This window comes from Leisingera daeponensis, from assembly GCF_019801465.1.
GTDB lineage: Bacteria > Pseudomonadota > Alphaproteobacteria > Rhodobacterales > Rhodobacteraceae > Leisingera > Leisingera daeponensis_A.
Genome location: NZ_JAHVJA010000008.1, coordinates 143,888 through 158,030 on the forward strand (window position 1 = coordinate 143,888; position 14,143 = coordinate 158,030).

10 protein-coding genes are annotated in these 14,143 nt (G+C 61.5%); 5 read left to right on the forward strand and 5 right to left on the reverse strand.

Going from position 1 to position 14,143, the window contains the following annotated elements:
- Window positions 1–37 precede the first annotated feature (37 nt).
- The 5 genes from KUV26_RS16665 to KUV26_RS16685 all read left to right on the forward strand — a co-directional run bounded on the left by KUV26_RS16665 (window position 38) and on the right by KUV26_RS16685 (window position 8,203).
- Window positions 38–1,987, forward strand: a complete 1,950-nt coding sequence (locus tag KUV26_RS16665; protein ID WP_222509162.1) for an ABC transporter permease — start codon at window positions 38–40, stop codon at window positions 1,985–1,987.
- Window positions 1,984–3,603 (forward strand): choline dehydrogenase, encoded by a 1,620-nt coding sequence (locus KUV26_RS16670; RefSeq protein ID WP_222509163.1) that lies wholly within the window; start codon window positions 1,984–1,986, stop codon window positions 3,601–3,603. The genes KUV26_RS16665 and KUV26_RS16670 overlap by 4 nt, the downstream gene beginning before the upstream one ends.
- Before the next feature lie 11 nt (window positions 3,604–3,614).
- A complete protein-coding gene (gene betB, locus KUV26_RS16675; RefSeq protein ID WP_222509164.1) occupies window positions 3,615–5,078 on the forward strand; it encodes a betaine-aldehyde dehydrogenase in 1,464 nt (487 codons plus the stop codon).
- 577 nt (window positions 5,079–5,655) lie between these two features.
- Window positions 5,656–7,245, forward strand: coding sequence for a FumA C-terminus/TtdB family hydratase beta subunit (locus tag KUV26_RS16680; RefSeq protein ID WP_222509165.1), 1,590 nt, complete (start codon window positions 5,656–5,658; stop codon window positions 7,243–7,245).
- 13 nt (window positions 7,246–7,258) lie between these two features.
- Window positions 7,259–8,203 (forward strand): LysR family transcriptional regulator, encoded by a 945-nt coding sequence (locus KUV26_RS16685; RefSeq protein ID WP_222509166.1) that lies wholly within the window; start codon window positions 7,259–7,261, stop codon window positions 8,201–8,203.
- On the opposite strand, the gene KUV26_RS16690 is transcribed toward KUV26_RS16685, so the two are convergent.
- The 5 genes from KUV26_RS16690 to glmS are packed head-to-tail and all read right to left on the reverse strand — an operon-like array spanning window position 8,163 to window position 13,392.
- A complete protein-coding gene (locus KUV26_RS16690; protein WP_261399945.1) occupies window positions 8,163–9,008 on the reverse strand; it encodes an HpcH/HpaI aldolase/citrate lyase family protein in 846 nt (281 codons plus the stop codon). The genes KUV26_RS16685 and KUV26_RS16690 overlap by 41 nt on opposite strands.
- Window positions 9,009–9,016: 8 nt before the next feature.
- Window positions 9,017–10,177: a CaiB/BaiF CoA transferase family protein gene (locus tag KUV26_RS16695; RefSeq protein ID WP_222509168.1), complete on the reverse strand. Its 1,161-nt coding sequence runs from the start codon at window positions 10,175–10,177 to the stop codon at window positions 9,017–9,019.
- Window positions 10,149–11,423 (reverse strand): methylaspartate ammonia-lyase, encoded by a 1,275-nt coding sequence (locus KUV26_RS16700; RefSeq protein WP_222509169.1) that lies wholly within the window; start codon window positions 11,421–11,423, stop codon window positions 10,149–10,151. The genes KUV26_RS16695 and KUV26_RS16700 overlap by 29 nt, the downstream gene beginning before the upstream one ends.
- 16 nt (window positions 11,424–11,439) lie before the next feature.
- Entirely contained in the window at window positions 11,440–12,894 is a 1,455-nt protein-coding gene (locus KUV26_RS16705; protein ID WP_222509170.1) for a methylaspartate mutase subunit E, read from the reverse strand.
- A 15-nt stretch (window positions 12,895–12,909) separates the two neighbouring features.
- Window positions 12,910–13,392 (reverse strand): methylaspartate mutase subunit S, encoded by a 483-nt coding sequence (gene glmS / locus KUV26_RS16710; protein WP_222509171.1) that lies wholly within the window; start codon window positions 13,390–13,392, stop codon window positions 12,910–12,912.
- Between the last annotated feature and the right edge of the window lie 751 nt (window positions 13,393–14,143).

The following is a 14,143-nucleotide window of genomic DNA, read 5'->3' on the forward strand; positions in this document are numbered from 1 at the left end:
CTTTCAAATTTCATGGCTGCGTACATTTCCTGCGGCTTTGACAGTCCCGCTGACCGACTGGCTGGGCGCTTTCTTTGCCGCATTGGCTGAGTTCAAGGCCCCATTTCGGGCCTTGGCGGCGGCGGCAAAGTTCATGATGGAAGCGGTGCGGGACGTGCTTGCTGCCATTCCCTGGCCAGTTCATGTGATTGCCGCCGTCCTGGCCGCCCACCGGGCGTCAGGGCGCAGGCTGGCAGTCTTTGCGGTTCTCACCTACGCCTATACGCTGGGCACTGGGAAGTGGGACGCCACACTGAACACTTTGGCGCTGGTGATCGTCGCCGTTCCATTCGCATTGATGGTTGGCTTCATCATGGGCACCCTGGCGGCAAAGTCGGATCGTGCCCGCGCTATCGTCGAGCCGTTCCTTGACCTGATGCAGACGGTCCCAGCCTTCGCCTACCTGGTTCCTGCGATGCTTTTGCTGGGGTTTGGCCCGCAAGTGGGTCTCGTAGTGAGCGTGATTTATGCTGCGCCTCCGATGGCGCGGAACGTGATGCTGGGCCTGCGGCGGGTGCCCTCCGAACAGATCGAAGCTTCCCTCATGATGGGGATGACGCCGCGCCAGAGGTTCTTCCAGGTAGAGATGCCCGCGTCGATTTCGCAGCTGGCCGTGGGCATTAACCAATGCGTGATGGCGACCTTTGCCATGGTCATCATTGCCTCGGTCATCGGTGGCTTCAATGATATCGGCTGGGAAGTGTCTGGAAACTACCGGCGGCAGGTTCTCGGCGCAAGTTTCGAGGCCGGAATAGTGGTCACCTTGTTTGCCATCCTGATCGACCGGACCGGGAACGGCTTCACCAGGCTTGCACTGCTGTCTGAAGCCGGAAAGGGCAAGCCGGGCAGCACCGCGCATCTGAAAGCCGGCGCCATCCTGATAATCGCTGCACTCCTCCTGTCTGTCTGGGTGGAAGCCTTCCGGGTATTTCCTGAAACCATTCGCTTCGGTGTCGCCGAGATGATCAATGCCCTGATGGATCAGGTGCTGCATAGCTTTGGCCCAACACTGAAGGCGATCAAATCAAAGTTCGTAATCTTTTTCATGAAGCCGCTGGAGGCCGGGCTGGTGACTGCGGTCACCCCGATGTTCTGGGGATTTGCCCTGACGCCTCCGGTTATCGCCGGGTATTTCATCAGCGCCAGTGCTGCTGCCGTCTTGTTCATGCGCCGCGGCAGGACCGGGGCCGCAATTGGTATCCTCTCAATCGCAGTGCTGGTTTTCTTTGGCATGAACGGGGTGCCATGGCCGGTCTGGTTCATCATGGCGGCACTGGCAGCGGAACGGCTGGCAGGGCGCCGAACTGCCTGTTTTGTTGTCTTTACACTGGCATTCATCCTGTTGAACGGCCTGTGGGACAAAGCAATCTTTTCAATGTCTCTGGTTACTTCGGCAATCTTCGTGTCCGTCGCCATCGGCTTGCCGGTCGGCGTGCTGGCCTCGATGAACCGGCCCTTTGCGATAGTGGTGCGCTCAGTCAATGACTTCCTGCAAAGCGTGCCGGTCTATGTCCTCCTGATCCCGCCGCTCTGGCTGTTCAGGACGTCGGAGTTTGCCTCGATGCTGGCTATTGTGGCCTACGCCATCGTGCCGTGCATCCGCTACACCTACGAAGGCCTGCTGAACACCCCGGACAACACGCTGGAAGCGGCCAGATCCATGGGAATGACGCGCTGGCAGATCCTGTTACGGGTCAAAATCCCCATGGCTGTCCCGGCTATCATGCTGGGCGTCAACCAGACCATCCTATTCAGCCTGGCGATGCTGGTGATTGCGGCGCTCATCACAACCCGCGGCTTGGGGCAGCAAATCTATACCGCGCTTGGCCAGCAGGATCCCGGCCTTGGCATTGTTGCAGGACTTTGCATAGCGCTCATCGCCATGTCGATGGACCGCATACTGCAAGGCTGGGCAGCGGAAAAGAAGCAAGCATTGGGGCAGGAATGAAACCCGCAATTTATGACTACATCATCGTGGGCGGCGGCTCGGCGGGCTCGGTCCTGGCCAGCCGCCTGTCGGAAAACCCGTCCTGCCGCGTTCTGTTGCTGGAAGCGGGCGGTCGGAACAGCAGTTTTTTCACTCAGATGCCCATGGCTCTTGGCATGGCGCTTCGGCGTCGGCGGTTCAATTGGATGTACGAGACCGATCCCGAACCGCATCTGAACAACCGCCGCTTGGACTGCCCGCGCGGGCGGGGGCTCGGGGGCTCGTCGGCGGTCAACGGCATGGTCTATTTGCGTGGTCAGCCCGAGGATTTTGAAGCCTGGCAAAAGATCGCAGGTGACAGCTGGTCCTGGGATTCTGTTGCCGGGTATTTCAGGAAGGCCGAAAACTACTCGGACCGCTCGGCGCCGGGTATGGGACAATCCGGCCCGCTGCACGTGACCAAGCCCAATGGGCTTGATCCGCTTTCGAATGCGTTTCTTGAGGCAGGGGCACAGGCCGGCCATGCCGTTCACGACACCTTTAACAGGGGCTCCAGTATCGGAGTAGGCCGTTTCGACGCTACGATCCACAAGGGCTATCGCTGGAGCACTGCCCGCGCCTATTTGACGAAGGAGGTGCGCCGCCGCCCGAATTTGACCATCCGGCTGAACGCCCAGGCAGACCGGATCGAGCTCGACAAGGGGCGGGCCTCTGCAGTGCACCTGGCCGGGGGCGAAAGGATCGCCGCCGCACGGGAAATCATCCTTTCCGCGGGCGCGATCAGCAGTCCCAAGCTCCTGTTGCAGTCCGGCATTGGCCCAGCCGGGCAGCTGCGCTCTGTTGGCATAGAGCCGCAACATGACCTTTCGCAAGTCGGGCAGAACCTGACCGACCACGTTGATGTCTACGTGCAGTATTCCTGCCACCAGCCGGTTTCTCTTTATCCTGCGTCGACGCCGCTGGGAATGTTGCGCGCCGGGGCCGAGTGGTTCCTGTTCAAATCCGGGATCTGTGCATCGAACAATTGGTCGGTGGGTGCGTTTCTGCGAAGTTCGGACAAGGACGCTGCCCCAGAAATCGAAATGGAGTTCTTCCCGATGGCGGTGTCATTCGATGGCGCCTCGAGGATCAAGGGGCATGGTTTCCAGGTTGCAGTCGGGCCGTGCCGGAGCAGGTCGCGGGGGAGCGTCACGCTGGCGTCCGCGGACCCGCGGGAACCGCCAAGGATTGCCTTCAACTACATGAGCGACCCGGAAGATTGGCGCAAGGTCAGGGCTGGCGTGCGGCTTGCGCGGGAAATCTTCGCCCAGCCGGCATTTGACCGGTTCCGGGGAGAGGAGCTTTCACCCGGGGCGCATGTTCAAACAGATGATGAGATCGATTGCTTCGCGGCGGATGAGATCAATTCTGTCTATCACCCGTGCGGCACCTGCCAGATGACGGCCAATGGTACCGGCGTAGTTGATCCGCGGTTGCGGGTCGAGGGACTGCACGGTCTGCGTGTTGCCGATGCCTCGGTGTTCCCGGAAATCACCCGCGCCAATATCAACGCACCGGTCATCATGGTGGCAGAGCGCGCTGCAGATTTCATTCAGCAGGACAACTTGCCGGCCTCGGCCGCGCCCGCCAAACAATAGGAGTATTCAGCATGCCAATTCAGCCTCAAGCCAGCCACTACATCGGCGGCCGGTATATCGAAAATGAAACCGGGGAGCCGATCGACAGCCGTTTTCCGGCCACTGGGGAAGTGATTGCTACCGTGCGCGCCGCCGATGCCGCCATCGTTGACCAGGCGGTTGCCGCTGCCAGGAAGGGCTATGAGGAATGGTCAGCCATGTCGGGTGCCGACCGGGGCCGTGTGCTGTGCGCGGCGGCGCGCATTTTGCGTGACCGGAACGAAGAACTGGCAATGCTTGAGACCATGGACACAGGGCGGCCTCTTCAGGAAACGCGTGTGGCCGATGCCGCTTCGGCGGCGGACTGCCTGGAGTTTTTTGGCGGCATGGCGGATAAGATCCGCGGCGAACAGATCAGTGGAGAAGAGGGTTTTATCTATACCCGCCGCGAACCTTTCGGTATCTGCGCAGGGATCGGAGCCTGGAACTACCCGATCCAGAACGCGGGCTGGAAGGCTGCTCCGGCGCTTGCGTGCGGCAACGCCATGATTTTCAAACCCTCCGAGACAACACCGCTCTCAACTCTGAAACTCGCCGAGATTCTGACTGAGGCAGGCGCGCCTGACGGTGTTTTCAACGTCATTCAGGGACGCGGTAAGACGGGCCAGCTGCTGGCTGAGCATCCGGGCGTGGAAAAAGTGTCATTCACCGGTTCGGTGCCGACCGGCCTGAAAGTGAATGCCTCCGCCGCTTCGCAGTTGAAGCACACGACAATGGAATTGGGCGGCAAGTCCCCGCTAATCGTCTATGACGATGCGGATATTGAAAGCGCCGTTATCGGAGCCTTGCTGGGGAACTTCTACTCAACCGGGCAGGTCTGCACCAATTGCACTCGTGTCTATGTGCATGAAACGGTGATGGACCAGTTCCTGGCGCAGCTTTCAGAAATGACACGCCGCATCAGAATCGGTGATCCCCGCGATCCGGAAACCCAGATGGGGCCTCTGGTATCAGATACGCAGCTTGCGGCAGTCATGTCCTATATCGAAGCTGGCAAGGCGGAGGGCGCTCACCTGTTCCTGGGTGGCGGGCGTCCGGCCTTGCCGGGACTGGAGGATGGCAGTTTCATTGAGCCCACGATTTTCACCGGCGTGCGCGATGAAATGCGTATCGCGCGGGAAGAGATCTTCGGCCCGGTTATGTGCGTCATGTCCTTTGCCGGCGACGAAGAAGTCATAGAGCGCGCCAACAACACGGCATTCGGGCTTGCGGCCGGTGTGTTCACCAAGGATCTGCGCCGCGCCCACCGGACGGCAGACCGTCTTCAGGCGGGTATCTGCTGGATCAACAACTTCAATGTCTACACAGTGCAACCCCCTTTCGGAGGCTTCAAAAAGTCGGGTATCGGACGGGAAAACGGCTTCGCCGCGATTGAGTATTACTCCCAGGTCAAAACTGTTTTCGTGCATTTGGAGCCGCTCGCCCCGGCGTATTGACTGCCCGGGTGTCTTTGGCTGTGATCGGATCACAGCCTGTAAGATCGCGCGAGTGTTTGCGAGGGCTTAGTCGTCAATCGGGAACTTTTGACGACTAAGCGTCACCTCTGTGGATTGGACGACGAAGACCAGGCAAAAGCTCTCGGACCCGCGGCACCCCACCATACTACTATTAGCCAACACGGAGGAAAATTGCGGGGATGCGTCGCTTAACGCTGCGATTCTCCCCTACTGGATCAATAGGTCGAACGGACTACCTACCCGAACGCACCTCTTGCTGCAAAGAAAGAGGACGAAGAGAGAACGTCGAGAGCCTCCCGAAACCTGTAATAATAGAGATGCCGATCTGGCGGTACCGCTTGTTTATGATCATATCATGTAGGTTTGCAGTTCCTTGCACATACGCATGCGGAGGCTTGAGCACACCGCTTTTCGAACGAAAAACCCAGTGGTCGGCAGGGGGGCACCCTTGGAGAAGAAAGTTGATGGTCAACATAAAGAACAGAAAAATTGATGTGATAAAGTATTTCAGCAATAAGTATTGACTAATATAAGCTATCAAATATTGGGTCAACACATGCAGACCCTTACCACCAACCCGCCGCAGGCCCGGTACCGCAAACTCGATTTTGCTGGCCTGTCCACTGTTTCACTGGAGGGCGAGCACTTCCTGCGTGTCAGCAGCGAGCTGCTCCGCCAGCTGACAGAAGAGGCGTTTGCGGACGTTTCGCACCTGCTGCGCACATCCCATCTGGCCCAGTTGAGGGCGATCCTTGAAGATCCGGACGCATCGGACAATGATCGCTACGTGGCGCTGGAGCTGCTCAAAAACGCGGTGATTTCGGCGGAACGGGAATTTCCCAGCTGCCAGGACACCGGCACGGCGATTGTTGCCGGCAAGAAGGGCCAGAACGTTCTGGTCAGCGGTGACGCGCGGGCCGCCGTCGAGCAGGGCATTGCCCGGACGTGGAGCAAGCGCAACCTGCGGTTCTCGCAGATGGCGCCGCTGGATATGTTCACGGAACAGAATACCGGGACCAACCTGCCGGCACAGATCGACATCGAAGCGGTATCCGGCGACACTATGGAATTGCTTTTCATGGCCAAGGGCGGCGGGTCGGCCAACAAAACTTTCCTGTTCCAGGAAACCCGGCGCCTGCTGGAGCCGGAGCGGCTGCGCGCCTTTTTCGACGAGAAGATCCGCACCCTCGGCACCACTGCCTGCCCGCCGTATCACCTGGCCTTCGTCATCGGCGGGCTGTCCGCCGAGCATTGCCTGAAAACCGTCAAGATGGCTTCCGCCCGCATGCTCGACGATCTGCCGACCAGCGGCAGTCCGGACGGCCGCGCCTTCCGCGATCTGGACGCGGAGGAGATGATCCTCGCCCTGACCCGCGATCTGGGCCTCGGGGCGCAGTTTGGCGGCAAGTATTTCTGCCATGACGTTCGGGTGATCCGGCTGCCGCGCCATGGCGGCAGCCTGCCGGTGGGCATGGGGGTCAGCTGTTCGGCCGACCGGCAAATCCGGGCGCGGATTGACCGCGAAGGCGCCTGGCTGGAAGAGCTGGAGCGCGATCCGGCCCGGTTCCTGCCCGAGGGAGAGTTCGCCTCGGCGGCGGCGGTCCATATCGACTTGGACCAGCCGATGGGGGCGATCTGTGCCGCGCTGTCGGATATCCCAGTCTCGTCACCGGTACTACTGTCGGGAACTATGATCGTGGCGCGGGACCTGGTTCATGCCGAGCTTGCGCGACGGATCGCTGACGGCAAGCAGCTGCCGGACTACGTTCTGAACCACCCGGTCTATTATGCCGGTCCGGCAAAAACACCCGAGGGCCATGCATCCGGATCCTTCGGCCCGACAACTGCCACTCGCATGGACCCTTACGTGGCGGACCTGCAGGCGCGCGGTGCCAGCCGGGTGATGATCGCCAAGGGCAACCGCTCCCGGCAGGTGATCGACAGCTGCAAGGCAAACGGCGGTTTCTACCTGGGGTCAGTGGGCGGCGCTGCAGCGGTGCTGGGGCGTGACGTTATCAAGCAGATCGAGGTGATCGACTTTCCCGAATTCGGCATGGAGGCGGTGCATCGCATTCGGGTTGAAAACTTTCCAGCCTTTGTGATTATTGACGACAAAGGCGGCGACTTCTTCACGCGCCGGCCGTAATTTGAGAGGCGGCATGGGGCGTGACGAAACCAAAATCACACTGCGGCAACTGGAGATCTTCCTTGCTGCGGTAGAGCATCGCAGCTTTGCCAAGGCCGCACGGCAGTTGGGGCTGACCGCCTCGGCGGTTTCGATGCAGATGCAGAACCTGGGCAGCGAACTGGGGGTGCCCTTGTTCGAGAAAGACGGCCGCTCGATACGGCCAACGGCCATCGCGACTGCCGTCCTGCCCTACGCCGAACGCATGACCGCAACCCTGAATGAAGCAGTTGAAGTGGTTCGCGGACTGCAGGGAGAGATGGACAACCGGGTGCGCGTCGCCATGGTGTCCACCGCGCGCAACTTCGGGCCGCATTTGGTACAGGCCTTCCAACAGACCCACCCGGATACCGAGGTGCATGTCTCTATCCACAACCGGCGCGGCGTCATTGCGGCCCTGGAAAACCGGCAGATCGACATCGCGCTCATGGGGCGCACACCTCGGCGGGTGGAAGTCGAGGCCCACCGCTTTGCTGCGCACCCTTATGTGCTCGTTGCGTCCCCGAAACATCCGCTCACCCGGTTCCGGAAGATCCACCGCAGTGATCTTGTGGCCCACAAGTTTCTTGTCCGCGAGCCCGGATCAGGAACGCGCATGGTGCATGAGCATTTCTTCCAGAGTGCGGAGCTGCCTCTGCCACCCGCACAGGAAATGGACAGCAACGCCAATATCAAACAGGCGGTCATGGCCAACATGGGTCTGGCGTTTATTTCGGCGCACACCATCGCTCTGGAACTGGCGGCCGGGAAGCTCTGCTTGCTGGATGTGAAGGGCATGCCGGAACTGCGTGACTGGTACGTGCTGCACCCTAAGGGAGCAGTGCTGGGCCGGGCCGCGCAGATGTTCCGCGATTTTGTCAGTCAGGAAGGACCTGGCTTCATGCAGGAATTTTTTGAAGCCTTGCCGCTTCCAACATAGCCCGGGCGCGCTGCGCGACGGGTGGGTCCACCATTTCACCGTCCACCATCACGGCACCGCGCCCTGCAGCCTCAAAAGCAGAAAGAATCCGCCGGGCATGGGCCAATTCCGCCTCATCCGGCTGGAAGGCCTTATTGGCCAGCGCGACTTGCACGGGATGGATGCAAAGGATCCCGTTCATTCCGAGCGCGCGGGCGCGGGTGGCAGCAGCCTCAAAGCGAGCCCGGTCCTGAACATGGCCGATGCTGTCAGGCAGACCGACAGCCTCCAGTCCGGCGGAGCGGGCCGCCCAGACCAGTTGCTGGCAGGGCGCTGTCAGCGACTCGGGCGTGGGGTCATGTCCGCAGGCGTTGCTGAAGTCCTCGGTACCAAGGGCAAGCGCCCTCATGCGTGGCGTTGCCTTGGCAATCGCGGGCAGGGCCTGAAGCGCAAAGGCGGATTCGACCAAGGCAATCAGCCCGATCCCGCGCAGAGGCAAATTCACTTGCGCTTCCAGCGCCAGAAGATAATCGTCAATCCAGACCATCTGCCCCGGGCTTGCGGCCTTTGGTACTATCAGTGCCGAAACTCCCGGCAGAGCGGCGGCTTCCAAATCCCTTGAGCAGGCTCCGAGTCCGGAGTTGACGCGGACAACAATCTGCAAACCAAACTGTGCAAGATGCGCAACTGCCCCCGGCAAGGCCTCTCGCGCAGCCTGCTTTTCTGCTTCGGGCACGCTGTCTTCGAGGTCCAGAATAACCGCATCCGCGCCACGCTCCTGCGCGCGCAGCACGAATTTCTCCTGATGTGCAGGGACGAAAAGCATAGATCGGGTCAAGCCGGCACCGCCTCTGCCGCAAATTCCGCGCGGATCATTTCGCTGTGCTCACCCAGCCTTGGCACGGCGCCAAACCGCGGATTTGCAGGCGCAAAACTATGGCGCACGGGGGCCGCGACCAGTTCGACCTCTTCGCCGCTTTCCAAAGTCACGGGTGTCCGCCGCAATTGCGGATGCCGGGAGAAATCCTCGACTGAGTTTACCCCTCCATAGGCAATCGTTGCCTGGTGCAACAACCGCTCCAGTTCTGCACGGCCGTGGCGCGCAAAATGCGCGGTGACCCAGGCGTCAAGCGTCGGCCGGTTGGCCACGCGGGCGGCAGCATCGCAGAACCTTGGATCAGTGGCCATCTCAGCTTCGCCGAAGACATCGGCGCAGAGCCGCACCCATTCCCGCTCGTTCTGGATTGAGATGGCCAGCATCTGCCCGTCGGCGGTGCGGAACCCGCCATAGGGTGCAATGGAGGGGTGATGCATGCCGACCGGTTCGGGCGCCTTGCCCCCATAGACCGCATGCATGAGCGGCACGGTCATCCAGTCGGCCGCAGTGTCGAAAAGCGAAATCTTCACCGAGCTGCCTTCGTCCGTCTGCGCGCGGGCAATCAATGCCTGCTGGATACCGATGACCGCATTCATGCCGGCCCCGATATCGCAGACCGACACACCGATCCGCCCCGGATGGCCCGGCGCGCCGTTGACGGAAACCAGCCCGCTCTCGCACTGCACGAGGAAGTCATAGGCCTTCATCTCGGAATAGGCGCCCTCTTCTCCATAACCCGAAATATCGCATGTGATGAGCCGCGGATTGCGCGCGCGCAGCACCCCCGCATCAAAGCCCGCGCGGGCAATTGCACCGGGGGCAAGGTTCTGGATAAAGACATCGGCGCGGTCGAGGATCCGGTGCAGCAGCGCCGCGTCATCGGCATCCTTGATGTCCAGGCACAGGCTTTCCTTGCCGTGGTTGGCCCAGACGAAATAGGACGCCTCGCCCTTGACCGCCTTGTCGTATTCCCGGGCGAAGTCCCCGCTGTCGCGTTCGATCTTGATGACCCGCGCGCCCCCTTCGGCAAAGTGGCACGAGGCCAGCGGCGCCGCGACAGCCTGTTCCAGGGACACGACCAGCAGGCCCTCATATGGCTTGCAAGTGCGCTGTGTCATTCCGGGCCTCCTTTGCCTTGGAAATTGTCAGAATCCGGCTCATTTCATTGGCAACGATCGTCATGCCCTCGTCGAACCCCATGCCGGGCTTCACCAGCACCCTGTCGGGGCGGGTCGCAAAGGCGGCATGCAAGCAGGCGCGGGCCGAGCCGTCGGTCTCGTTGCAGGTGCCGCCCTGGTAGGCATCCACGCCGGTGCCCTTGCAATAGAGCACCGCGTCAACGGTATTGTGGAGCGAGCCCAGGTCCGGTGTCTTGATCTGCACCATGTCGCAACACTCCGCATCGACAAAATCGACCACATCGGCAACGGTGTTGCACCATTCGTCGGCCACGATCTTCACGGTGCTGCCCCGCGCCTGCAGCGCGGCGCGCAGCTGCCCGAGCAGGTCCATCTGGCCTTGTTTCGACCCGGCGTCGCAGGGGCCCTCGATATAGAGATCGAAGGGGGCTGCCCGCGCTTCGAGCAGGCACAGGTAATCCGCCATCTGCTGCGGATCGTTGCCGAAAATCTGGCCAATGGTTCCGTAGACGTCGATATGGATCTTCGGACGATAGGCGGTGTCGGCGCGCAGGGCCTCGATCCGCTGGGCCAGCCAGGTCACATATTCGGCGAGCTTGCCGCCGCTCTGCCCCAGTTTCTGCGGGACATTATTGATCAGCCCGTGCGGCAGGGCCGCAACCTGCCGCAGCACCATCTTGTCAACGCTGCTGTAACGGTCATCGCCGCTCTGGCCGAACAGGGGCAGCGGCTGCAGGACGCGCGGCAACTGCCATTCGTCGCAGATCACCTCGTATTTCTGCCGCCCGGTGGCAAGGGCTGTGGCCTCCAGCAGGGCCTGGCTGACGCCGTAGCGGATTGCCGTGTGCAGCCGGGCGCCCTCCGCCTCCAGCGCATCGAACCGCTGCACCGTCTCGCGGAACCGGGTAACGTCGCAGCCGGTCAGCAAAGGCGCCAGATGTTCCTGCATCAGGGGAATGAAACGGGCGGCCGTGAACAGCGGGTCGCGCCCGCCCGCGCCTGAGTACTGCACCGCCGCGCAATCGCCCTGCGCCCAAAGCCCGTTTTCCAGCTCCAGCAGAACGGAAACCGCCTCGCCCCGCTGGCGGATACTGTCAAAGCCGCCGGTCCGCGCCGCGCCGCGGTAGACGAACCCGTCCTGCTGCGCACCGTCCTTGATGGCCGCCTGGTCGTCGAAGTAATACGCCGCGTGGCCAGGGGCGAAATGAACACTTTTGATCTTCATGGGTAGGTCCTTGGAATCATGCAGCCGGGCGGCCGATAAGCTTGCTGGCGGAAATGGCGCGGACGTCATCCACGACCATGTCAAAGGAGGCTTCACGCCCTTCCGACGCGGCACGTTCGCCGATCTTGTCGCGGTGGAACGCAAGCACGTCCTTAGGTAGCGGAACATTGCCCGGATCGAAGATGCGCACCGCGCCGCGGTTGTCCCGCACCGGGATCAGGCTGCCCGCATTGGCCTGTGCCGGCGCAAAGGGCACATCCATGACCCCCTGTTCGAACGCCAGCACGATGCCTTGCGCCACGTCGCCCCGGCCCAGCCGGTAGATGCGCCGCATCACGGCATGGACCTCGGCTTCGATGATTTCCGCCTCTTCGGCGATATCAGCAGAGTCGGGGCGGGCCTGGTCAGCGATCATGTTGACCATCTGCCGGGTCGCCCGGAGACCGGCGATATTGGCCTCAAGCGTCGGCACGCCGCTGGCTTCGTGCGGTGTCTTCACGATGATCTTGGTGACCCGCGCCTGCCGCGCCGCCAGGGCACCCAGGCAGATCACCGCGGTGGCCTGCGCCTCATCCTCGGGAAAGCCGCCCATCCACTGATGGAACACGGTGGACAGCGCGTAATCGTCGTAACCGGCGTCCTGGAAATAGTGATGCGCCAGCTTGCGCAAGGACCGCATGGCGGCAATGTCCTGAACCATGTTCCCGGCCTGGCCGTAGCCCAGCGTAAGGCAGCGAACCCCCTGCTCCAGCGCCAGCAGCCCCTCGACGATGGCTACTACATGGCTGACAAAGGGCGGCACAAGCGTGCCGGTCAGCGGGCCGAACGGCTCCCGGTTGATGCGGATGCCATGTTCTTCGTAGCGGCCGACCAGCCGGTCGCAGTATTGCCAGTGACGGATCGAGTCCTGCAGGGGCACAGTTTTGGCATAAGGAATGTTGTAGGAAATCCCGCCGCCTTCGTAGCTGGAGAAACCGGCTGACAAGGTGATCTCGGCCAGCAGCCGCGCATCCGGGGTGCCGTGGCGCACCTGAATAGGTTTGTCGACGGCATCGACAAGCGTTGCGCAGCCGTCGACGCCATGGTTGACGGCGGGAAACCCGTTCAGCAGCGATGTGCCGACAGCGCGCGAGCGGTCAATCCCGGTCTGCGCATCCTCGTACCGGTTCAGGCGCGTATAGGCGTCCACCGTGGTGGGCAGCAGATCGCAATGCGGGCTGAGCCCATTCATCAGCGCAGTATGTTCGCGCAGCAGGGCAACGCCGGCCCGGGGCTGCAGCAGCGTGCGGCCCTCGGCGTGCGCCTGCGCCAGGGCCGCCGAGAACCGTTTGCTTTCGGGCAGACTCTGCTGCCGGGCAACACCGGCGCCGAAATCCACGGCTGCGCCAGTCGGCCAGCTTTGCAGAACGCCGCGGCGTTCTGCGGCAAACGCATCATCGGAAAGACGCGTGTTGGCAATTTCTGGGGTCACTGTTCCGGTCCTTGCCTAACGAGCATCCAGGAAAGGCGCGCCGGTATCGAAAGCCGCCGAGTTATGCCCCAGCTGCGGCACCCGGCGCAGGTCGATGTCCCGGCGCAGCCCGGCGATCATCTCGGCCAGATTGACGCTTGGCCGGAACACCCGGTCATAGCCCATGTCCAGGAACAGCGCCTCGACCTCCTTCCAGTCCTTCTTGCCGATCACCAGATTGCCGCCGGCATAGAGCACGATGTCGCCGGCGCCGCGTTCCTCGCAGCGTTCGCGCATCCCGGCGCAGTCGATCTCGCCGTGGCCGTAGATCGAAGACACAAGGATGGCATCGGCGCCTTCGCCAACCGCCGCGGTGACGAATTCCTCCTGGCTGACCATCACCCCGAGGTTGACCACCTTGATCCCGGCATCACTCAGGGCCCTGTCCAGAATGCGGTTGCCGACCACATGGCAATCCGAACCGATAACCCCGAGGATCACCTTGTACCCCTGTTCCATCTGCGTTGCTCCCGAGTCGTTCGCGCAATGATGGCAACAGCTAAAGCGCAGGCAGAGATATTGCGTCAACTCATCTTGATGATGTCTGGCAACTCATCAGTTTTGCTTTACATTATGAGTGCCAATGGACGCTGCTGAGGAAATCGAACATGAGATTGGATTTGCCCATTCAATCGGTTGGGGTGCCTGGTGCCTCGCTCCATGCGTTGAGGCGCCCGAGCCTAAAGCAACATGATGTGACACTGCATGCATGCTTGAAATCCAGTTATCAATTTCCGCTTCGGTGAAATCCGCTGCGACGCAATAATCCAGTTGCCGCAGGCGCAAGATTCAGATTGAGCTTTCTGCACGTGCATCCTTTGCCAGCGCATAAGTTCGGTATTGTCCAGCGTTGAATGAATCCGCCACCACTGAGATTTCGCGGGTGCAGCGGAAGTCCGGAATGACGGGCCGCACCGCGGCGGTGGAGGGTGATGATCAACGGCGACTCTGGGCCGATCGCGCCGCCCCGGTCTGACGGGCGGTTTGCTGCCATTTTCCGCAGGTACAAACCGATCAGGAGGCTTCGGCGAGAGCGGCCATACTGGCGATCATTAAAGCCCAGTTTTCTCTGCACTACGGCAAGTCGGCTCGGAGCCCAAGTTGCCGTTACTTATTTTGGAGCTCTTCGCTAAAGCAGCATGCTGCTTGGGAGCCTCCCGCAGACATCTGTGCTACACGTTCCTGACGCTAATGCGGCCCTTCACGTAGT